The organism is Vibrio sp. STUT-A16, from assembly GCF_026000495.1.
GTDB lineage: Bacteria > Pseudomonadota > Gammaproteobacteria > Enterobacterales > Vibrionaceae > Vibrio > Vibrio diabolicus.
Genome location: NZ_AP026765.1, coordinates 496554 through 517751 on the forward strand (window position 1 = coordinate 496554; position 21198 = coordinate 517751).

Below are 21198 nucleotides of genomic sequence, written 5' to 3' on the forward strand. Positions count from 1 at the left end.
AGAACGAGAATTAAGAAACAGCTTTCCGAATTAAAGAATTTGCTTGGCGACCATAGCGTTTTGGACCCACCTGATTTCCATGCCGAACTCAGAAGTGAAACGAAATAGCGCCGATGGTAGTGTGGGGCTTCCCCATGTGAGAGTAGGACATCGCCAGGCTTTAAATTTTGGACACTTGCTGATTACAAGCGAGTGATACCACTGCGGAGTGGTAGTTCAGTTGGTTAGAATACCGGCCTGTCACGCCGGGGGTCGCGGGTTCGAGTCCCGTCCACTCCGCCACTTATATTAAGCCCCAGTCGAAAGACTGGGGCTTTTTCGTTAATGCGAGTATATTTTCCCCTTCAATCGAATGAGTCCTGCGGAAAGGCCTGTTAGTAGCCCGGAACCGCTGCCACTTATATTAAGCTTCACTTGAAAGACTAAGATTTTTGGTATCTGTAGGACCAGCTTTCTCTGTAACCGAGTTGCACAATTCTAGTTGAATGTAATCTTGCCCATTTCTCTACAGATTCGAGCCTGTAGTAAATGCTGGAGACTGATGGGTTATGCCGGTCATTAGACCAGAGAATCCGCATAAGCTAGCTCGTAGTCTGCATTCTTGTCACTGCGCATTTCGTTAACGCTCCTCTCTAATAAGAGTTTTCTACTGCTACTTCGCAAATATTCATCGTTCTAGTGTTCTGGATAGTCCCTAGGAGAATGGATAGCTACAGCTAGTCAGCTAGTCTGATTTAGTCATTGGAAGAGAATGAGCGTCTAGACTGTTAAGAGAGTAAAGTCATTCGAACATTCATGTCTTTTAGAAAACTTTGTTTTCTTTGCTGATCTTGCTAGTAACGATTAACCTAAGAGGAGTTCTCGTAGGAGTAAGTTTGATGATGCAACAAATAAAAAATGAAACCTTGAAATCCGTACTTAAGCAATGGTCTTCCGAAGAGGGAATTGTGGTCATCAACCCTGCAACTGAGCAAGAGTTAGTTCGATTAAAGCCCAGTGCTCTTGAGGAATTAGATGACATTATTGGTAAGTGTAAAACCGAGCAAATTCGCTGGGCAAAGTTAAGTGCCAAAGAGCGCTCTCGTCGCTTGAAAAAGTGGTATCAATTACTCCTTGATAATGCAGAAGACATTGCCACAATTATTACCTTAGAGCAGGGGAAACCATTAACCGAGAGTAAAGGGGAGGTGATGTATGGCGCCTCTTTTGTCGAGTGGTTCTCAGAAGAAGCCAAACGTGCTTATGGCGAAGTTATACCTGCACCCACGACAGATCGACGTCTGTCTGCTATTCGCCAGCCTGTAGGGGTATGCGCTGCAATTACGCCGTGGAACTTCCCTATTGCGATGATTACAAGAAAAGCAGCACCAGCCCTGGCGGCAGGCTGTGGTATGCTGATTAAACCCTCTGAGCTTACCCCTCTTACTGCAATTGCTGTTGTTGAATTAGCTTATCAGGCAGGAATCCCAAAAGAACTGCTTCCTGTGGTGGTATCAGAGCAGGCTGCTGAGTTTGGCCAAGTACTAAGTACTGATCCTAGGATTAAGAAAGTTTCTTTTACGGGCTCTACGCGAGTCGGGAAGATTTTGATGAAACAAGCCAGTGACTCTGTCAAAGCGGTTTCGATGGAGTTAGGTGGTAATGCACCTTTTATTGTTTTTGAAGATGCAGATTTAGATGCGGCTGCGGAAGGGCTTGTCGCTTCGAAGTTCCGTAATGCAGGGCAAACATGTGTTTGTACCAATCGGCTGTATATCCATGAAGATGTAAAACAAGCTTTTATTGAAAAAGTATTGTCGAAGTTAAACAAATTACAGCTTGGTAATGGTTTAGAGAAAGGTGTCACATTAGGCCCTGTTATTACGATGGCTTCTAAACATCGCCTAGAGGCGGTGATCGATCAAGCTGTACAAGAAGGGGCTTCTATTGCCAACTCTCCGCAGAGACGCCCTGGGCGCTTTATGGAGCCCGTTCTTTTGGATAGCGTCAAGCAGCATATGTCGATTGTTCAGCAAGAGCTATTCGGGCCTGTATTACCTATTATTACCTTTGAGAATGATGAGCAAGTTCTCGGAATGGCGAATGACACAGAGTATGGTTTGGCTTGTTACTTCTACACGAATAACTTCAAGCGTATTGTTGCTTTCAGCGAAGGTCTGGAATACGGCATGGTTGGTGTCAATGAGGGGATTATTTCTACTGAGGTGGCCCCGTTTGGTGGAGTGAAAGAGTCAGGAGTTGGCCGAGAAGGTGCGAAACAAGGGCTCGATGAATATTTGGAGACAAAGTATATTTGTCTCGGTGGTTTAAGCTGAGTTGGTTGATTTAAGCAAAAAGCTGGGTTTTACCTGGCTTTTTTGATCTGGGAGATGTGTGCCACCCACTATGATTATTATTTATTGGTGAACATTGCTTATGGTGGGACTATCGATAGAAAGCAGAGTTGTTGGTGAGCAGATATTCCACTCTAAGTTAAGCGATGCCTTCAAGGTAATGATCTAAACTCTGATTTTCTTTCCTGAGTGACATGAGTAGAAAAGAGTTTGACTTTAAACCAATGCAAAAAAGCCGTATCAAGAGATACGGCTTTTTCTAATATGGCTCCTCCTACTGGACTCGAACCAGTGACCTGCGGATTAACAGTCCGTCGCTCTACCAACTGAGCTAAGGAGGAACAAATTTTAATAAGTGGTGCCGACTACCGGAATCGAACTGGTGACCTACTGATTACAAGTCAGTTGCTCTACCTACTGAGCTAAGTCGGCACATTTTCGTTAATAAGTAATCGACTTACTAACTGAAAAATGGCTCCTCCTACTGGACTCGAACCAGTGACCTGCGGATTAACAGTCCGTCGCTCTACCAACTGAGCTAAGGAGGAATTGTCTTTTTAAAAGAATAAATGGTGCCGACTACCGGAATCGAACTGGTGACCTACTGATTACAAGTCAGTTGCTCTACCTACTGAGCTAAGTCGGCACACTATATTCTTTAACTATTGTTCGTGCTAAGCACCAACAATTAATAAATTGTGGTGCCCGGAGGCGGAATCGAACCACCGACACGAGGATTTTCAATCCTCTGCTCTACCGACTGAGCTATCCGGGCGACGAGGTGTATTAAACGGTTTTTCGGCTCTTAGGTCAACCATAAAATTAAAATAAAATATCGTTTGATGAAAATGTGCTCGGAGTGGGCTGTTTTTATGCATTTTTGATACAAATCCACCATCAACTAAGCTTTCTTTAATGGAAAGATAGGAGTTTGAAAGTAGAGTAAATGGATAAAAACAAAAAAAAGCACGCTTGAAAACGTGCTTTATACTAAACAATTGACTTTAACCTAGTGCTTTACAGAGAACTTGTTTACCCAACCTTCTAGCTCATCCGCCAGCGAAGCTAAACTTTGAGTGCTTGATTGACTCTCCGTTACCACAGAGTTGAGCTGGCTTCCGCTTTCCTCGATAAGATTTACGCGCAGCGCAATATCATCGCTAACCTGAGTTTGTTCGGCTGCTGCGGTCGCGATCTGCTGACTCATTGCGGTGATAGATTCTAAAGCCGTTACAATTTGCTGCAGAGCTTCAGAGGCATTCTTAGACTCTGTTACTGTGCCCTCACTGGTTTCTGCACACACTTCCATTGTGTGAATAGCGTTACGGGAACCTTCTTGCAGGTTGGAGATCATATGCTGAATCTCTTTAGTGCTATCTTGTGTTCGGCCTGCCAGGTTACGCACCTCGTCGGCAACAACGGCAAAGCCTCGACCTTGCTCTCCGGCACGTGCTGCTTCAATGGCAGCATTGAGTGCGAGTAAGTTTGTTTGCTCTGCAATATCGCCAATTACATCGAGCACTTTCACTATACTATTTACATCCTGATCTAGATCGGCGACCGCTTTACTTGCAGTATTTAATTGAGAAGCCAAACCTTGAATGTTTTCAACAGTACTGTGAATCAGCTTCTGAGTATGCTGACTTTGTTTATCGGCTTCGTCTGTGTTGTTTGCTGTATCACTTGCCGAGTTGGCAACATGGTTGGCTGAAGATGCCATTTCAGTCATCGCAGTGGCAATCATTGCTGTTGACTGCTGCTGAGATACGGTGAGTTCGGCAATCGTATTTGAGCGAGATTCTACGGCAGATAGCTCAGCGCGCAGTGCGTGCATGGATTTCTCAAGGTTTGTCACCATGGTGGCTAGTGATTGACTCATATCTTGTACCGCACGATAGATACTTCCTCTCGGCGCCACTGCATCAAAACTGGTCTGAATGTCGCCTTGTGCGACAGCTTGAACGGCTTTGCGCACATCGTTTGGCTCTCCACCAAGTAGATTGAGCATCTTGCGAATCGAGATTATCAGGCCACCGAGAATACTCCCCGCGATAACTAAACACAGTACAAGCTGCCATTGGGCGGTAGCCCAGAAGCGAGCATTCACCTCATTAAAACCGATCCCTGTACCTACAACCCAGCCCCAATGTGGTGTTTTCTCGGCAATAGAGTGTTTTTCTTCAATGCTTCCGTCGGCCTGCTTTTGACTCCAAGTATATTCGATGATTTGACCTGTTTTGCGCCCCAAAACATCTAAGATAAGTTGGCCGACGCTGTTGCCATCTCCATCACGAAAGTCGTGAAAGCTTGTTCCATGTAATTGAGGGTCAAGCGGAGCTGCAACAAAAATCATGTTCTCATCTGCGACATAAACGTATTCGTTGTCTTTGTAGATATTATTACGGAGTAGGCGAGTGGCTAATGATTTCGCTTCGTCCTCTGGCATTTTGCCTTCGATAGCCATTTTTTCTACTTCGGTAAGAATGCTGTACGCACTTTTGAATAGCTCAGTAACCCGAGCTTTGTTATCAAGGTTACTTGCGACGCGAAGTGTCCATAAGCCCGTTGCGGTCAGTGCTAGGAGTGCTAGCAATATGATCGCAGATAATAAATAGGCTTGAGTTTTTAGTTTCATATTTGGCTCACAAATAAAGTGTCATCACTATGCAAGGCATAGTTAAAAGAAGAAATGTAATAACTCGGGCATCTTAGTGAAGATGAATATGAGCGCATACTAGTGCGTATTGAAATTATGATGAGGATTAAATTTTTAGCGTAAAATAAGTGTTTTTTAGAGATTGGGCTTAATATTTTGCGATGCTAGAAACAGAGAAACAGAGAAACAGAGAAACTGGGGGAATGAAATGAACGTAGGGCAGATGCCAAAAAGCCGCATCAAAAGATGCGGCTTTTAAAAATGGCTCCTCCTACTGGACTCGAACCAGTGACCTGCGGATTAACAGTCCGTCGCTCTACCAACTGAGCTAAGGAGGAATTATTCGTGTATCGTGTTTAGCAATGACACCAAATAATGGTGCCTCGAGGCGGAATCGAACCACCGACACGAGGATTTTCAATCCTCTGCTCTACCGACTGAGCTATCGAGGCAAAAGAATGGTGCCGACTACCGGAATCGAACTGGTGACCTACTGATTACAAGTCAGTTGCTCTACCTACTGAGCTAAGTCGGCACACTTTATTCTTTTTAGAAGAGATGAACTCTTCGTTTTAAGAATCTCATTCATATGAAATTCTTGAAGTTGGCTCCTCCTACTGGACTCGAACCAGTGACCTGCGGATTAACAGTCCGTCGCTCTACCAACTGAGCTAAGGAGGAACTATTCTGTTTTGTGTCTTGCCAATGATTTAAATTAAGCAAGCGCACCAAATATGGTGCCTCGAGGCGGAATCGAACCACCGACACGAGGATTTTCAATCCTCTGCTCTACCGACTGAGCTATCGAGGCAAAAGAATGGTGCCGACTACCGGAATCGAACTGGTGACCTACTGATTACAAGTCAGTTGCTCTACCTACTGAGCTAAGTCGGCACACTTTATTCTTTGTGCTTTTGTCCGTGTTATAACATTTCGTTAAGACACCAACAAATCAAATTGTGGTGCCCGGAGGCGGAATCGAACCACCGACACGAGGATTTTCAATCCTCTGCTCTACCGACTGAGCTATCCGGGCGACGGAGCGCTATTAAACGGATTTTCCCGCTTTGCGTCAACCACTTTTTTTAAATAATTTCAAAAAAGTGCTTGTTCGAACGCTTTTTATTCAACTGTCACTACAAAGTTTGCTTTGAGTTAAATTCCTTTTTGAAATTTGTAACTTTTTCTAGGTAACGACGTGCTTCTGCGTTCGGATGTTTCTTAGTTAGTGCCCAATAAACTTGGTTGGGTTGCAACGAATTAAGATCTTGCATTGCGCGTTTGCGATCGCTGCGATGGAATGTGTTTAAAACACCTCCAGTACCACCATTGTAAGCGGAAATCATACTGTACTCGAGAGAGGTTGGGTGATGGACTTCTCTTAAATAACGATTTTTTAAGATGTAGAAATACGCAGTACCGGTATCGATGTTGTTTTCTGGATTAAACAAATATTCCGGGCTTGGTTGGCCTGAGCGCTTTTTCACGAGCTTGAATACGTCCCGACCGGCGGTTTTAGGTACAACTTGCATTAAGCCATACGCATTTGCCCAACTTACTGCGTACGGGTTGAAGCTGCTCTCGGTTTTAATAATGGCGTATATCAAATCTTCTGGAATATCGTATTTCTTAGAAGCTCGGCGCACGATATCGGCGTATTGGTAGCTGCGTGTTGAAAAATGGTCTTCAACCATGGGGATTTCGACGTAATACGCTTTCTTGAAATCAACGTCTTTGGTCTTGATCTTGTTTGCGATGAGATACTCCGCAAATCGGTTTGCCCGCCAAGACCACTGAATTGGCTTATTGTCTTGATCGACAACTTGTTTATACAGAAATGGTTGCCCTTCTAACGTGATTCCTTTTGAGGAGAACAAGTCGACGTGAGCTGGATCGTCTGGCGTGAGTAAGGTAGTGACAATCGCCTCTTTGAGGTGCTTTTGGGGCTCGGTCGGTGATACGGTTTCAATCGTGATCACGCCTTTGCGAAAGTCGACTTCGGCACGGCTAAGGTAGTTATCGATATATTTGACGTAATTACTTTTGCCTGCGTACTTAATTTCTTTTTTACCCCAGCGCTTTTGAATATTACCAGAGAAACTATTGATCAGGGCATCCAACGCGGCGGTATCTTTTTCAAATTGTCCAGGTAGCTCAGCTAAGTTATTGGCAAAACGGTTTGTGGGCTCGTAGTTGACGTCATAAATCTTTTCGACGAATTCACGGCTACAGCCAGCCATTAAAAGTGCGGCAGCAATAAAGACAATTTTTTTCATAAGTATCAGGGCTATTGAAGGTAATAGAAAAATGACACCACAAGTGGTTGTGATGTCATTGTTTTAACTCAAGCAACTTTATTCGCTCGGCGGTGTGTAACCTTCGATATGAACGTCTTTTCCTTCAAAGAGGAAGTTTACCATTTCTGTTTCGATCAGTTTTCGGTGCTCTGGATCCATCATGTTGAGTTTCTTTTCGTTGATCAACATGGTTTGTTTGTGTTGCCACTGAGCCCACGCTTCTTTCGAGATGTTGTCGAAAATGCGTTTACCTAGTTCACCAGGGTAAAGTTGAAAGTCTAGACCTTCGCCTTCTTTTTTTAGTCGAGCACAAAATACAGTGCGGCTCATAATGACTCCTTGTATTCAATTAACGAAGTTCGTGGGGTAGCGCTTCCAGCAATAGTTTTACTGGCGCGGCTAAACCGACTTCTTCAGGTTTAGATAAGTTATACCAAAGACCTTTGTTGCCTTCCATTATCACGTCCGGTTGCTTTGATAAATCAATCAAAATTGGCGTGATATCTAGGTGGTAATGGCTGAATGTATGACGAAAGGTAATCAGTGTTTGCTGCTGCTTGATATTGCTGGCTTGAATGCCACGTTGATCCAGTAGCAATTCAATGTCGCTTTCTACATCCACATGTTCGGTTTGTGGGAAGCAAAATAAGCCACCCCAAATGCCTGTTTGTGGTCTTTGTTCTAACCACACCTCATGACCATTTTCGGTGTTGTGGTGAAGCATTACAAAACGAGTTTGCTTGATTGGCTTGTCTTTTTTCGGTTTTTTACCCGGGTAGTCGAGCACATTGCCTTGTTGTTTTGCCACACACAGATCCGCAACAGGGCAGAGGCTACATTTGGGTTTGCTGCGTGTGCAGACCATTGCGCCCATGTCCATCATTGCCTGGTTATACTTATCTACGTCCGTTTGTGGGGTGTGCGTTTCGGCAATTTCCCACAGCTGGTTTTCAACCTTTTTTTGTCCTGGCCATCCTTCGACTGCGAAACAGCGGGATAGGGTGCGCTTCACGTTGCCATCAAGAATCGCATGTGGTTGTTTATACACAGACGATAAAACGGCGGCTGCGGTAGAGCGGCCAATCCCCGGTAAGGCGTTCATTTTCTCTATATCAAGAGGAAACTCACCATTGTATGTAGAGGCGACCTCTTGTGCTGCTTTGTGAAGGTTACGGGCTCGGGCGTAATACCCTAAGCCAGTCCAAAGGTGCAGGACTTCATCTTGCTCAGCATTGGCAAGATCGATCACGGTTGGAAAACGCTCCAAGAAACGTTGGTAATACGGAATAACCGTAGTGACCTGAGTTTGCTGAAGCATGATTTCAGACAACCAGACACTGTATGCGGTCTTATTTTGTTGCCACGGAAGATCTTTTCTTCCATATGCGTCATACCATTCTAGGATGGCATTGGCGAAAGGTGTCACGACTTGCTCTGTATTCTATTATTGGTTAGGTGCAAAATTGCACCACATAATGGGCAAGAAGTACAACGGATAAACAGTAGGGATATAAAGAGGTGTGCTATTGCTTTTGGGCTGCCATAGGCCAAGAGCTCAACAAATACTTGCACCTCAGTAAATTCTTTGGATAATCCCCGCTTTGATTAATCAATGTGCAGGCAAAATCAATGAGTGAAGTAACCACTAACGAATACAACGAAGACGGAAAGCTGATCCGCAAAATCCGCAGCTTTGTGCGCCGTGAAGGGCGTTTGACTAAAGGTCAAGAGAGCGCGATGAATGAATGCTGGCCAACGATGGGTATTGACTTCAAAGCTGAACTTCTCGATTGGAAAGAAGTGTTTGGTAACGACAACCCCGTTGTACTAGAGATCGGTTTTGGTATGGGTGCTTCATTGGTTGAAATGGCAAAGAATGCACCAGAGAAGAACTTCATTGGTATCGAAGTACACAGCCCAGGTGTTGGTGCTTGTCTTGCGGATGCGCGTGAGGCGGGAGTTACTAACCTGCGTGTGATGTGCCATGACGCAGTGGAAGTGTTTGAGCATATGATTCCAAACGGCAGCCTATCGACACTGCAGTTGTTCTTCCCAGACCCTTGGCACAAGAAACGTCACCACAAGCGTCGCATCGTTCAATTAGGTTTTGCTGAAATGGTTCGTGAGAAGCTGATCCCTAATGAAGGTATTTTCCACATGGCGACAGACTGGGAAAACTACGCAGAGCACATGATTGAAGTTATGAACCAAGCGCCAGGTTTCGAAAACATTGCTAAAGATGGTGATTTCGTTCCTCGTCCAGACGACCGTCCTTTAACGAAGTTTGAAGCTCGTGGTCACCGTCTTGGTCACGGTGTGTGGGATATCAAATATAAGCGTATCGCGTAACTAGAGGAGTTCATGGGATGTACCATTACGCGATATTAGCGAATCCGGGTCATAACCGAATTTACTTTGATAGCGCAATGACCATTGCCTGTTCAGAGCTAAAAGCAATTTTAGCTTCACAAGGCGTGGATGTGACAGAAATTGGTAGTAAAGAGGTTGGCTTACCTGCAGCGTTGGTGTTTTCTTGTCAGGAAGCTCTAAGCGATGAGCAGACGCGAAGAATCGCAGCCTCTTCGATTTACTATGCACTATTTGAAGTGCGCGAAGATGGTTTACTTCGACCAATTCAAGCGCCAGCGTTCAATACTTTCCCGGAAAGCATGAGTCAGATTCTGCGTTATACCGGGAAAACAAACGAGCAGTTTACTCGCTTGATGGTGAATATCGGCATTAGTGCGTCCAATACGGGAAGTGAGCAGCTGACCTTAATGGATCCAATGTGTGGTAAAGGTACAACCTTGTTTGAAGGCTTGATCCATGGTTTGAACGTGGTGGGGGTAGAGATCAATGCCAAGTGGGTGCAAGAGATCCAGACCTTTATCGTTAAGTTCATGAAGAATGGTCGCTTTAAGCACAAAGTGAGCAAAGAAAAGCGCACTGCGGGTGGCAAGAAAGTGGCGGATGGTTTCGTGGTTGAAGCTGCAGCAAATAAAGAAGATTACAACCAAGGCAACCTTCAGTTTATGAAGCTGTATTCGGCTGATACACGTATCGCTGATCAAGTCGTGAAAAAGAACTCAGTTGATGTGATGGTGTCTGATCTGCCTTATGGTGTGCAGCACGGCAGCAAAAATGCCAAGGACAGCAAACTGAACCGGAGCCCACTAGAGCTTTTAAAAGAGGCTCTGCCTGCATGGAAAGTGGTACTGAAAAAACAAGGTTCAGTGGTGTTGTCTTTCAATGAATTTACATTGAAATGGAAAGACGTCGCGGCATTATTTGAAGAGCAAGGTTGGAAGGTACTTTCAGAAGAGCCTTACATCGGTTATCTTCACCGTGTTGATCAATCTATCAACCGCAATATTATTGTGGCAGTAAAACCATAATCGACTTGAGTCGAACGAACCCTATGGAAAAGCCAACGACACGTTGGCTTTTTTTACCTCTGAGCTCAACGAGTTCTCTTGTAAATAGAAGGTAGAGAATGAAACCGACAGTGGAAATTTTGACAGATATTTTGGCGGAAGTGCGCCCTTTAATCGGCCAAGGCAAAGTGGCTGATTACATTCCTGCTCTGGCAAAAGTACCAAGCAACAAGTTAGGTATTGCGGTATACACCAACGAAGGTGAGGTTATTAAGGCGGGCGATGCCGATGAACCTTTCTCTATCCAATCTATTTCAAAAGCATTGAGCTTGACGTTAGCGATGTGCTTGTACAAGCAAGAAGAAATTTGGTCTCGAGTGGGAAAAGAGCCTTCGGGGCAGGCATTTAATTCGCTAATCCAGCTAGAAATGGAGCAAGGTATTCCTCGCAATCCTTTTATTAATGCTGGAGCGATAGTTGTGGCGGATCTGTTGCAAACTCGCTTATCTGCACCTCGTCAGCGCCTATTGGAATTTGTACGTCAGCTTTCTGGTGATACTCATATTGTGTATGACAAAGTCGTCGCGGCATCCGAAATGATGCATGGTGATCGTAATGCGGCGATTGCTTATCTCATGCGCTCGTTTGGTAACTTCGAAAATGAAGTAATTCCAGTGCTGCAAAACTACTTCCACGCTTGTGCACTGAAGATGAGCTGTGTCGACTTGGCTAAAACGTTTAGCTATTTGGCAAATAAGGGCACATCGGTACAAACGGGTAAGCCCGTTGTTTCTCCCGTGCAAACCAAACAACTTAATGCACTGTTAGCAACGTGTGGCCTGTATGATGGCGCGGGCGAATTTGCTTATCGTGTTGGCATGCCTGGTAAGTCTGGTGTCGGTGGTGGCATTATCGCGGTAGTACCTGGCGAAATGACCATTGCAGTATGGTCTCCAGAGCTTGACCCTTCAGGTAACTCCCTTGCTGGTACTAAGGCGCTTGAATTGCTATCGGAGCGAATTGGCCGTTCGATTTTCTAATGTTGAATGTTCTATATAAAAAGCCTCTCAATTGAGAGGCTTTTTTGTTTTTGGGCTGCTTTACTCTTCGCTTTCTTCGGCCATAAAGGCTTCGAGCAAATCATTAAGGAAGAGCTTCCCTTTTTCAGTAATTTGCCAATGAGTGGCGGTGTCACTCAAGTAGCCCATTTCTAACGCCCAATCAATAGTTTCTTGAATCGTACTGAGCGGCAAGCCTGTGGTGTCCACGTAATCTTGCTTCGGGCATGCTTCCATTAAGCGGAATCGGTTCATAAAGAACTCGAATGGACGGTCTTCATCCGCGACGACATGTTCTGTATGCAGATAAGGTTTGACCATATTTTGATAAGCCGCTAAATAGCCACGCGGGTGTTTTACCTTTGTCGTTCGAATAATACGCCCGTCGGTAAAACTGAGTTTGCCATGAGAGCCACAACCGATACCAAGGTAATCGCCAAAGCGCCAGTAGTTGAGGTTGTGCTGACACTGATAGCCCGGCTTACTGTAACCCGAGATTTCATATTGCACATAACCCGCGGCTGCAAGTTTTTGGTGTCCGAGCTCGAAAATATCCCACAAGTCATCATCATCAGGTAGCGTTGGTGGCTTGTAGTAGAACATGGTGTTTGGTTCGATGGTCAGCTGATACCAAGACAGGTGCGGCGGTGCCAACTCAATCGCTTTGTCCAAATCTGCCAAGGCTTGTTCGATGCTTTGATCAGGTAAGCCGTGCATGAGATCGAGGTTAAAGCTGTTTAAACCGATTTGGTGCGCTAATTTAGCAGCATTGACGGCTTCGTCTTGGCCGTGAATGCGCCCCAAACGCTCAAGCTTCTGTTGCTCAAAGCTTTGCACGCCGATAGAGATACGCGTTACACCAGCTTTGCGGTAGCCAACAAAACGCTCTGCTTCGATGGTGCCTGGGTTAGCTTCCATGGTGATCTCAATTTCAGGCTTGAAAGGAATACGCGCTTCAATGCCCTTAAGTAGACGCTCAATGCCTTCTGCCGAAATCAAACTCGGCGTACCACCACCAATGAAGATTGAATGCAGTGGACGTGGCACTTCGTTAAGGCGGTATTTCTGAATGTCAGTATCTAAATCTTCTAGAAGAGCACTGATGTACTCTTCTTCTGGAATCTCGGTTTTGAGCGCGTGAGAGTTAAAGTCGCAATACGGGCACTTTTGTACACACCAAGGGATGTGTACATACAAGCTGAGTGCTGGGGGCGTTAACATGGTCTAATTCGCTCGTGATTACTGAGACACTTGCTCAGACAGTTGAGCAAACAACGACTTGAGCGCTTTACCGCGGTGAGACAGTTGTTTCTTACGTGCAGGTTCAAGTTCGGCTGACGCACAGTTGTTTTCAGGAACAAAGAAGATTGGGTCGTAGCCAAAGCCATTTTCACCGTGTGCTTCAGTTAGAATTCGGCCTTCCCATTTACCGTGGCAGACGATAGGCGTTGGGTCGTTCTCGTGGCGCATGAGGACTAATACGCAGTGGAAACGTGCTGTACGTTCTGCTTCTGGTACGCCTTCCATTGCCGCTAGCAATTTTTCTAGATTCTCTTGATCAGATGCGTTCTCGCCTGCGTAACGTGCAGAGTAAATGCCCGGAGCGCCTTTTAAGAAATCGACTTCTAAGCCAGAGTCATCTGCAATCGCAGGAAGCCCTGTTTCTTGTGCGGCATGGCGAGCTTTGATGATCGCGTTTTCAATGAAGGTTGTACCCGTTTCTGCTACTTCCGATACATTGAATTCACTTTGCGCTAATACTTCAAAACCGAAGTCAGACAATAAATCTGCCATTTCACGAACTTTGCCTTGGTTACCAGTTGCTAGCACAATTTTTTTCATGGGAATCTCTTTTAATAGTGATAGAGGAGAACAAATCGTTCTCCTCTAGATATTCTTTAACTAATAAGTAGTTTTTAGCCTGCTTAGATCCAAAAGCTTTTGGATCATCACAACCCAATTACTCTTCAACATAAAACTTCTGGGTGAATTTAAGCTTACCTGAGCCTTTGTTTCCAGCTTTTACGTCAATATCGAAAGTAAAAGTTTCTTCGTGGGTAATTGGCAGTTCGGCTAAATAGTATATCGCATTGCCTTCTTTGACTTCACGAAAGGACAAGGTCTGAGTTTGGCCGATGAGGTTTTTCGCGCGTCCAGCAATTTTTGCTTCTAATGCAGGTTTACCCAATGAAGCTCTATCTAGCACGCTAATATTAACCACAGCGAGGTATCCATTACGCTTGATATCGTAGCTACGTGCGACTTTCGGTGTTAAGAATGTCGAGTTAAACGCGACATAGTGTACTTCGATATCTTTCATATTTTTAAACTGATCGGCGAAGCTTGGTAACGACAATAGGCTGATCAGTAATGCGGTAATCCATTTGCTCATTGTTACTTCCTCAAAGCACTTGTTATAAAACAACCATAGTCGCAATTTTACCTTGGTCACGGGGTAAAAATGCGAACTCAGTCGTTGGTACTAGTAAGTGTGGTACAAAATTGTAAATAAAAAGCCATCATAAGATGGCTTTAATTTCTGTCGGTATCTGGGTAGGTGATTCTATCCGAATTTGTTTGTGCCGTCCTAATTCACCTTTTTCTATGTGAACCAAACCCTTAGCGATTTTAAACTGCTTGGCTAAGAACTTAGTTAGGTGCGCATTAGCTTTGCCATCGACAGGTGGAGCAGTAATGGCGATTTTGAGCTCTTCACCATGCAAGCCAACAATTTTATCGCGGCTTGCTTTAGGTTGAATATAGAGCTTTAGGATGATGTCCTCGCCATCTTGCCAAACTGCGGCTGACATTATAACTGGAACCAAATTGGACCAATGATATCACCCATCAAGAAGTTCGCGAACTGCAAGCCGATAAACAGCACCAGTACGCTCAAATCAAGACCACCAATAGCCGGAATAATACGACGGATTGGTGCGCACATTGGCTCGGTTAATTGATGGAATACGTACTCGATAGGGCTGCGACCTTGGCTTACCCAGCTCAAAATTGCACGGATCAATAGTACCCAGAACAGCAGACCTCCAGCGGCTTTGATTAATGATAACAAGCCTAAGAACAAGAAATCAGCGCTGAAAGAGACGGAACCGTTCGAAGCTATCAGGATCAGAACGACAAATTTAAGCACACACAACACGTAGGCAAACAACACGGTTGCTAGGTCAATATTCCCCACGGAAGGAATAATGCGGCGCAGTGGACCAATGACCGGCTGAGTCGCTTTTACTATGAATTGCGAGAATGGGTTGTAGAAGTCTGCGCGTGCAGCTTGCAACCAAATTCGCAAAATTACGACCATGATGTACAGGTCAAATAGGGTTGAGATGAGAAAACTCATTGAATTCATAAGGTACCCTTAACAAGTGATGGATGATACTAAACGGAGTTCATCCAAATAATTAAAACAGTTTTTCCATTTCTTCCGCGCGAGCCACAGCAGCTTGCATGGCTTTAGCAACAATATCTGAAAGTTGATGTTCGTTGAATGTATGCAGTGCTTCTGCCGTTGTCCCACCTTTCGATGTCACATTCTCACGCAGGGTCGATAGCTCAGTTTCTGGGTTGCTAACCACCATACTGGCCGCGCCCAATGCAGCTTGCTGAACCAATAGTCGAGCGGTGTCTTTATCAAAGCCTTGAGCAATCGCTTCTGCTTGCATCGCCTCCATAAACAGGAAGAAGTATGCCGGAGCACTGCCAGCTGCGGCAATCACATTATTGATGCCAGACTCTTGCTCAACCCAACATACTTTACCGACCGCTTCCATTAACTCTGCAGCAAAAGCTTTGTCTTGCTCAGTTACATGGGCTGGTGCGAATAAACCACTCATGCCCAACCCAAGTTGTGATGGCGTATTTGGCATAACACGAACCAAGTTCAATTTGGTGTCTAGCATATCATCCAATCGTGAACAGTTGATGCCAGCGGCAATAGAAATCACCAGTTTATTAGTGAAATCGATCGCTTGCAGTGGTTTACAAACATCAGCCATCATTTGCGGTTTCACAGACAATACCACCACATCCGCCTCGGTCGCAGCTTGGATGTTATCGCTGGTGGTACGGATGCCAAAATCTTGTTCTAGCGGAAGACGGCGTGCCTCTGAAGGAGCTGTCGCGGTAATGTTTTGCGCTGGGTATCCGTTAGCAACCAAGCCAGAAACAATGGCTCTCACCATGTTGCCAGCACCAATGAAGGCGATTTTTTTATGTTCCATTTGTCTGATTTCCATCATGATATTTAGAGTTTGTTGTGCGCTCAGGTGTATAATGGCGCCGCTGTTACTTACTGCTCCTATTGGCGAGTAAGATGATTGCGCGATTTACTCTTTAATTTAACGACGAATTTATGTCGCTAGTGAGCGTTTTGTTGATTTAGCTGTAGTCTCGCGCGCCGAAAATAGCGGTTCCAATACGAACCATTGTACTACCAGCTTCGATTGCAGCGGTCATATCACCACTCATTCCCATTGATAATGTATCGATTTCTGGGAACTGAGCTTCGAGTGTTTGCTTCAATGTGGCCAACTTCTGAAACTCATGAAGTTGTGATTCGTAGTCAGACACGTTGGCAGGAATCGACATCAACCCTCTTAAAGTGAGGTTGGGTAGGCGAGAAATCAACTCCGCAAGCTCGAATACTTCCGCTTCAGTGACACCAGATTTAGATGTCTCACCACTGGTGTTAACCTGAATCAGAACTTGTAGCGGTTTAAGTTCGCTTGGACGCTGATCATTCAGGCGTTGAGCAATCTTGGTTCGATCGATGGTGTGAACCCAATCGAAATGTTCGGCAACAAGTCGCGATTTATTCGACTGAATCGGGCCAATGAAGTGCCATTCGATTCGATTATCTGGATAATGCTCGGCAAAGTGCTGAACTTTACTGACGCCCTCTTGGACGTAGTTTTCACCAAAGGCGGTTTGTCCCGCTTGGTAGGCTTCGAGAATTGCCTCGACAGGTTTAGTTTTGCTTACCGCTAGAAGTTGCACTGACTCTGGAGTTCGACCACATTTTTGCTCGTCATATCGAATTTGAGAGGTGATATGTTCAATATTTTGTTGAATACTACTCATAGCTGTACTTTAGACTTAAGGATTTTAAATGGATATCACTGAGTTACTGGATTTTAGTGTAAAACATAATGCCTCGGATCTACATCTTTCTGCAGGTGTCCCACCAATGGTTCGTATTGATGGGGATGTGAGAAAACTAGGCATTCCAGCGTTTACACACCAAGAAGTGCATCGTTTGGTTTTCGAAATCATGAACGATGCCCAACGCAGTGAGTTCGAAGAAAAACTCGAAGTCGACTTCTCTTTTGAGTTGCATAACGTTGGTCGTTTCCGTGTCAACGCTTTCAACCAATCTCGTGGCTGTGCGGCAGTATTCCGTACCATTCCAAGTAGCATTCCAACTTTGGAAGAGCTGGAAGCTCCCGAGATCTTCAAAAAAATTGCGAACGCTGAAAAAGGCTTAGTTCTGGTTACTGGCCCAACAGGTTCTGGTAAATCGACGACCTTAGCAGCCATTGTTGACTACATTAATCGTAATCACAACAAGCACGTACTCACAATTGAAGATCCGATTGAATTTGTTCACAACAACAATAAATGTTTGATCAACCAGCGTGAAGTACACCGTGATACGCATAGTTTCCAAAACGCACTGCGCAGCGCATTGCGTGAAGACCCGGATGTCATTCTGGTTGGTGAGATGCGTGACAAAGAAACCATCAGCCTTGCGTTAACGGCGGCGGAAACGGGGCACTTAGTCTTCGGCACGTTACACACTAGCTCAGCGGCAAAAACCATTGACCGTATTATCGATGTGTTCCCTGGCAGTGATAAAGACATGGTGCGATCGATGCTTTCTGAGTCCCTTCGTTCGGTTATCGCACAAAAATTATTGAAACGTAATGGTGGTGGCCGTATTGCATGCCATGAAATCATGATGGCAACGCCTGCGATTCGTAACTTGATCCGCGAAGACAAAGTCGCGCAGATGTATTCGATCATTCAAACTGGTGCGGCTCACGGCATGCAAACCATGGAGCAAAATGCTCGTCAGTTAATGGCACAAGGTATGGTCGCTCGTGAAGAGGTCGATAGTAAGATCGGGTTAGAAGTGCAGCAATTCTCGTAACGTTCATACAGATAATGGTGAATACGGAAGATGGATCTAGATAAATTTCTCGAAGGCATGCTGGCGCTGAAAGCGTCGGATCTTTACATCACGGTTGGAGCGCCAATTCTATTTCGTGTGGATGGCGAATTGCGACCACAAGGTGAAAAACTCACCGAGAGTGATGTAGCGGCATTACTCGACAGTGCTATGGAGCCAGATCGGCGTCAGGAATTTCGTAAAAGTCGTGAGTCGAATTTTGCCATTGTGAGAGATTGTGGCCGCTTCCGTGTTAGTGCTTTTTTTCAGCGGGAACTACCGGGTGCGGTGATTCGTCGTATTGAAACCAATATTCCCACCTTTGAGCAATTAAAGTTACCGTTAGTGTTGCAAGATTTAGCGATAGCCAAGCGTGGTTTGGTGCTGGTGGTTGGTGCTACTGGGTCAGGTAAATCCACCACAATGGCGGCAATGACGGGCTATCGAAACAGCAACAAGACGGGACACATTTTGACGGTCGAAGATCCGATCGAATTCGTGCATGAGCACAAGCGCTGTATCGTGACTCAACGCGAAGTTGGGTTAGATACGGAAAGCTATGAAGTTGCGCTTAAAAACTCGCTGCGTCAAGCGCCAGATATGATTTTGATTGGTGAGATCCGTAGCCGTGAAACAATGGAATACGCGATGACCTTCGCCGAAACGGGCCATTTGTGTATGGCAACGTTGCACGCCAACAATGCCAACCAAGCTTTAGAGCGCATTCTTCACTTGGTACCGAAAGATCAAAAAGAACAATTCTTGTTTGATTTGTCGATGAACCTAAAAGGTGTGGTTGGTCAGCAGCTGATCCGAGATAAGAATGGGCAGGGGCGTCATGGTGTGTTTGAGATCTTGCTAAATAGCCCACGAGTATCGGATTTGATCCGCCGCGGAGATTTGCATGAGTTGAAGTCAACCATGGCTCGCTCAAATGAGTTTGGTATGCTGACGTTCGATCAATCTCTTTATAAGTTGGTGATGCAAGGTAAGATCAGCGAAGAGGACGCGCTGCACAGTGCCGATTCGGCGAATGATTTGCGCTTGATGTTGAAAACACAGCGTGGCGAAGCATTCTCTACGGGCAGTCTTGCTAACGTTAAGATCGATATGGATTAAGCGTGTTTAGACGAAAAAAAGGTTGGCACTTGCCAACCTTTTCTTGTTTTGAGTATTGTGTTTTATTCACCCCAGAGGGCTTCAAACCAGCTTTCTAGAATCACCACCGCTGACTGGCAGTCCACATTCCCTTTCGATAGGGCTTTGTAGCCGCCCATGCTGAACAACTCCGCACGAGCTTCTGCTGTAGATAATCGCTCATCATGCAGTTCAACAGGTAAGCCGTATCGGCCTTGCAGACGCTTAGCAAATTTTCGTGCACGAGGGGTTATGGTCTCAAGGTCTTTGCCATGAAGATCAGTTGGTAAACCGACCACTAGCAAATCTGGCTGCCACTCTTTGATTTGCTTTTCGATATCGTCCCAATTTGGAATACCGTCATTGGCTTTAAAGGCTTTTAATGGGGAAGCCGTACCAGTAATTTCTTGGCCAATAGCGCTACCAATGCTTTTGGTTCCAAAGTCAAAAGCCATAATTGTGCGTGACATAAGGTGTCTCTATCTAATGTAACTGTATTTCGGACTAAGCATGTCCAGAGTCTGCTGAAAGATGACTTGGGTCGATGCCCAGCTTTTCGACCGCTTTCTTCCAACGCTCGTTGATTGGTGTATTAAAGATAATTTCAGGCGTCGCTTCAATGGTGAGCCAAGAGTTTTCGACCAGCTCATTTTCTAATTGGCCTGCACTCCAACCTGAGTAGCCAAGTGCCACTAAGTAATCACTTGGTTCTGCTTCTGTTCCTAACACCGAAAGAATATCACGTGAAGTGGTTACAGCGAGGTCATCGGTCATTTGGACGCTGGACTCGTAGTAATCTTTAGGTTTATGCAGAATAAAACCACGATCTTCCGAGATTGGGCCGCCATTGTAGACTGGTCTATCTAGGCTGGCTTCAAATAGGCGCGGGTGTACTGGCTGAACTTCCACCTGCTTGAGCATGTTGCCGACGGTGATATCAACAGGAGCATTGATCATCAACCCCATAGCGCCGTCTTCGTTGTGCTCACAAACGTAGATCACGCTGTTTTGAAAGTACGGATCTTTCATCCCAGGCATGGCAACTAAAAAGTGATTTGTGAGATTCATACTCATATTGACCCTTAACTCTCGTAAATGCCCTTAAGCAAACATCATACAGTTTACCATCTAGGTATGTGCATGAGTTTGCTTAAGTTAATGTACTACGCTCTCTATTAACTGTAATACAGTTTGAGTTATTCGCCTTTTACTCGACGCTCAATCGCATCCATCAGTTTGCCAGTGATTGAGATGTCAAAAGCTGCTTCAATTTCGCGAATACAGGTTGGGCTGGTGACGTTGATTTCCGTTAGCTTATCGCCAATTACGTCAAGGCCAACAAAGATAAGGCCTTTTTCTTTCAGTGTAGGAGCCACAGTTTGAGCAATCTTAATATCGGTCTCGCTTAGTGGTCGAGCCTCACCTGTGCCACCAGCTGCAAGGTTACCGCGCGTTTCACCTTTTGCAGGAATACGAGCTAGACAGTAAGGCATTGGTTCGCCATCTACGACTAAGATACGTTTGTCACCGTTGCTGATGTCTGGCACGAAGGTTTGCGCCATTGCGTAGTTTTGACCGTGGTTGGTCAGTGTCTCGATGATTACAGAGACGTTAGGGTCGTTTTCTTTTACGCGGAAGATAGATGCGCCGCCCATACCATCAAGCGGTTTTAGGATGACATCACCATGCTTTTCACGAAACTCTTTAATTTTCTCTGCTTTTCGCGTCACGATTGTCGTTGGTGTCAGCTCAGGGAACCACGCTGTAAACAGTTTTTCATTACAATCACGTAGACTTTGAGGTTTGTTAACGATCAGTGCACCTTGTTCTTCTGCACGCTCAAGGATGTAAGTCGCGTAGATGTATTCTGTGTCAAACGGAGGATCTTTACGCATTAGTACAGCGTCTAGCTCAGACAGTTCGATCGTTTGCTCTGATTTGAACTCGTACCAACCGTTTGGATCTTCTTTTAGCTCCACCACTTTAGTATCTGCAATGGCAACGCCTTGATCGAGATGCAGATCATTCATTTCCATGTAGTGGATTTCATAGCCGCGTCGTTGCGCTTCAAGCATCATGGCAAAGCTAGAGTCTTTTTTGATGTTAATGGACGAAATTGGGTCCATCACAATGCCGAGTTTGATCATTATTTTTCTCCG

The 21198-nt window shown here is 45.2% G+C and carries 20 protein-coding genes, 13 tRNA genes and 1 rRNA gene; 8 read left to right on the plus strand and 26 right to left on the minus strand.

The features are described from left to right. Nucleotides 1–42 precede the first annotated feature (42 nt). The 3 genes from rrf to OO778_RS02335 all read left to right on the plus strand — a co-directional run bounded on the left by rrf (nt 43) and on the right by OO778_RS02335 (nt 2315). Nucleotides 43–159 (plus strand): 5S ribosomal RNA (gene rrf / locus OO778_RS02325). A 46-nt stretch (nt 160–205) separates the two neighbouring features. Continuing rightward, nucleotides 206–282 (plus strand) — tRNA-Asp (locus tag OO778_RS02330). A 596-nt stretch (nt 283–878) separates the two neighbouring features. Then, nucleotides 879–2315: an NAD-dependent succinate-semialdehyde dehydrogenase gene (locus tag OO778_RS02335; protein ID WP_083612672.1), complete on the plus strand. Its 1437-nt coding sequence runs from the start codon at nt 879–881 to the stop codon at nt 2313–2315. A 283-nt stretch (nt 2316–2598) separates the two neighbouring features. On the opposite strand, the gene OO778_RS02340 is transcribed toward OO778_RS02335, so the two are convergent. From OO778_RS02340 to mutY, 16 genes are all read right to left on the minus strand, one after another. Next, nucleotides 2599–2674: transfer RNA gene (locus OO778_RS02340), tRNA-Asn, on the minus strand. A 15-nt stretch (nt 2675–2689) separates the two neighbouring features. Next, a tRNA-Thr gene (locus tag OO778_RS02345) sits at nt 2690–2765 on the minus strand. 40 nt (nt 2766–2805) lie between these two features. Beyond that, nucleotides 2806–2881 (minus strand) — tRNA-Asn (locus OO778_RS02350). A gap of 22 nt (nt 2882–2903) precedes the next feature. After that, nucleotides 2904–2979 (minus strand) — tRNA-Thr (locus OO778_RS02355). Between the two features lie 53 nt (nt 2980–3032). Further along, nucleotides 3033–3108, minus strand: a tRNA-Phe gene (locus OO778_RS02360). Between the two features lie 234 nt (nt 3109–3342). Next, nucleotides 3343–4968: a methyl-accepting chemotaxis protein gene (locus OO778_RS02365; RefSeq protein WP_074191337.1), complete on the minus strand. Its 1626-nt coding sequence runs from the start codon at nt 4966–4968 to the stop codon at nt 3343–3345. Nucleotides 4969–5251: 283 nt separating this feature from the next. Continuing rightward, nucleotides 5252–5327, minus strand: a tRNA-Asn gene (locus tag OO778_RS02370). A 38-nt stretch (nt 5328–5365) separates the two neighbouring features. Continuing rightward, nucleotides 5366–5441: transfer RNA gene (locus tag OO778_RS02375), tRNA-Phe, on the minus strand. A gap of 7 nt (nt 5442–5448) precedes the next feature. Further along, nucleotides 5449–5524: transfer RNA gene (locus OO778_RS02380), tRNA-Thr, on the minus strand. Nucleotides 5525–5594: 70 nt separating this feature from the next. Then, nucleotides 5595–5670, minus strand: a tRNA-Asn gene (locus tag OO778_RS02385). A gap of 54 nt (nt 5671–5724) precedes the next feature. Continuing rightward, nucleotides 5725–5800, minus strand: a tRNA-Phe gene (locus OO778_RS02390). Between the two features lie 7 nt (nt 5801–5807). Beyond that, nucleotides 5808–5883 (minus strand) — tRNA-Thr (locus OO778_RS02395). A 66-nt stretch (nt 5884–5949) separates the two neighbouring features. Further along, a tRNA-Phe gene (locus tag OO778_RS02400) sits at nt 5950–6025 on the minus strand. Nucleotides 6026–6125: 100 nt separating this feature from the next. Next, nucleotides 6126–7265, minus strand: a complete 1140-nt coding sequence (mltC, locus tag OO778_RS02405; protein WP_005393998.1) for a membrane-bound lytic murein transglycosylase MltC — start codon at nt 7263–7265, stop codon at nt 6126–6128. A gap of 78 nt (nt 7266–7343) precedes the next feature. Next, complete coding sequence (locus tag OO778_RS02410) at nt 7344–7616, minus strand: oxidative damage protection protein (RefSeq protein ID WP_005381002.1); 273 nt, start codon at nt 7614–7616, stop codon at nt 7344–7346. Between the two features lie 19 nt (nt 7617–7635). Continuing rightward, nucleotides 7636–8712 carry an A/G-specific adenine glycosylase gene (gene mutY, locus OO778_RS02415; protein ID WP_074191812.1) on the minus strand — a complete coding sequence of 359 codons (1077 nt, stop codon included), beginning with the start codon at nt 8710–8712 and terminating at the stop codon, nt 7636–7638. A 203-nt stretch (nt 8713–8915) separates the two neighbouring features. On the opposite strand from mutY, the gene trmB reads away from it, so the two are divergent. From trmB to glsB, 3 genes are all read left to right on the plus strand, one after another. Beyond that, nucleotides 8916–9635: a tRNA (guanosine(46)-N7)-methyltransferase TrmB gene (gene trmB / locus OO778_RS02420; RefSeq protein WP_006743099.1), complete on the plus strand. Its 720-nt coding sequence runs from the start codon at nt 8916–8918 to the stop codon at nt 9633–9635. A 17-nt stretch (nt 9636–9652) separates the two neighbouring features. Then, on the plus strand, nt 9653–10681 hold the full coding sequence (locus OO778_RS02425; RefSeq protein WP_074191811.1) for a DNA methylase: 1029 nt from the start codon (nt 9653–9655) through the stop codon (nt 10679–10681). Nucleotides 10682–10779: 98 nt separating this feature from the next. Then, entirely contained in the window at nt 10780–11700 is a 921-nt protein-coding gene (gene glsB / locus OO778_RS02430; RefSeq protein ID WP_005393987.1) for a glutaminase B, read from the plus strand. Between the two features lie 60 nt (nt 11701–11760). Here the strand turns inward: glsB and hemW are convergent, their stop codons facing one another. The 7 genes from hemW to OO778_RS02465 form a co-directional block, all read right to left on the minus strand. Continuing rightward, a complete protein-coding gene (gene hemW / locus OO778_RS02435) occupies nt 11761–12939 on the minus strand; it encodes a radical SAM family heme chaperone HemW (RefSeq protein ID WP_074191810.1) in 1179 nt (392 codons plus the stop codon). Between the two features lie 18 nt (nt 12940–12957). Continuing rightward, entirely contained in the window at nt 12958–13560 is a 603-nt protein-coding gene (locus tag OO778_RS02440) for an XTP/dITP diphosphatase (RefSeq protein WP_074191809.1), read from the minus strand. Between the two features lie 118 nt (nt 13561–13678). Continuing rightward, complete coding sequence (locus OO778_RS02445; protein ID WP_005393982.1) at nt 13679–14110, minus strand: DUF4426 domain-containing protein; 432 nt, start codon at nt 14108–14110, stop codon at nt 13679–13681. A gap of 127 nt (nt 14111–14237) precedes the next feature. Next, nucleotides 14238–14528 (minus strand): DUF167 family protein YggU, encoded by a 291-nt coding sequence (gene yggU, locus OO778_RS02450; protein WP_005393980.1) that lies wholly within the window; start codon nt 14526–14528, stop codon nt 14238–14240. After that, the gene (locus tag OO778_RS02455; RefSeq protein ID WP_012841393.1) at nt 14528–15085 is read right to left on the minus strand and encodes a YggT family protein; all 558 of its coding nucleotides are present in this window, start codon (nt 15083–15085) and stop codon (nt 14528–14530) included. The genes yggU and OO778_RS02455 overlap by 1 nt, the downstream gene beginning before the upstream one ends. A 52-nt stretch (nt 15086–15137) precedes the next feature. After that, a complete protein-coding gene (proC, locus tag OO778_RS02460) occupies nt 15138–15956 on the minus strand; it encodes a pyrroline-5-carboxylate reductase (protein ID WP_256935766.1) in 819 nt (272 codons plus the stop codon). A gap of 157 nt (nt 15957–16113) precedes the next feature. Next, nucleotides 16114–16815, minus strand: coding sequence for a YggS family pyridoxal phosphate-dependent enzyme (locus OO778_RS02465; RefSeq protein WP_053304144.1), 702 nt, complete (start codon nt 16813–16815; stop codon nt 16114–16116). Nucleotides 16816–16843: 28 nt separating this feature from the next. On the opposite strand from OO778_RS02465, the gene OO778_RS02470 reads away from it, so the two are divergent. Beyond that, nucleotides 16844–17884 (plus strand): type IV pilus twitching motility protein PilT, encoded by a 1041-nt coding sequence (locus OO778_RS02470; RefSeq protein WP_005381015.1) that lies wholly within the window; start codon nt 16844–16846, stop codon nt 17882–17884. Nucleotides 17885–17914: 30 nt separating this feature from the next. Further along, on the plus strand, nt 17915–19021 hold the full coding sequence (locus tag OO778_RS02475; RefSeq protein ID WP_005381016.1) for a PilT/PilU family type 4a pilus ATPase: 1107 nt from the start codon (nt 17915–17917) through the stop codon (nt 19019–19021). Between the two features lie 62 nt (nt 19022–19083). Here OO778_RS02475 and ruvX read toward each other — a convergent pair whose 3' ends face one another. The 3 genes from ruvX to gshB all read right to left on the minus strand — a co-directional run bounded on the left by ruvX (nt 19084) and on the right by gshB (nt 21186). Then, nucleotides 19084–19509 carry a Holliday junction resolvase RuvX gene (gene ruvX / locus OO778_RS02480; RefSeq protein WP_005381017.1) on the minus strand — a complete coding sequence of 142 codons (426 nt, stop codon included), beginning with the start codon at nt 19507–19509 and terminating at the stop codon, nt 19084–19086. A gap of 34 nt (nt 19510–19543) precedes the next feature. Next, a complete protein-coding gene (locus tag OO778_RS02485) occupies nt 19544–20107 on the minus strand; it encodes a YqgE/AlgH family protein (protein WP_005393973.1) in 564 nt (187 codons plus the stop codon). Nucleotides 20108–20235: 128 nt separating this feature from the next. After that, the gene (gshB, locus tag OO778_RS02490; RefSeq protein ID WP_006743090.1) at nt 20236–21186 is read right to left on the minus strand and encodes a glutathione synthase; all 951 of its coding nucleotides are present in this window, start codon (nt 21184–21186) and stop codon (nt 20236–20238) included. Nucleotides 21187–21198: the final 12 nt, after the last annotated feature.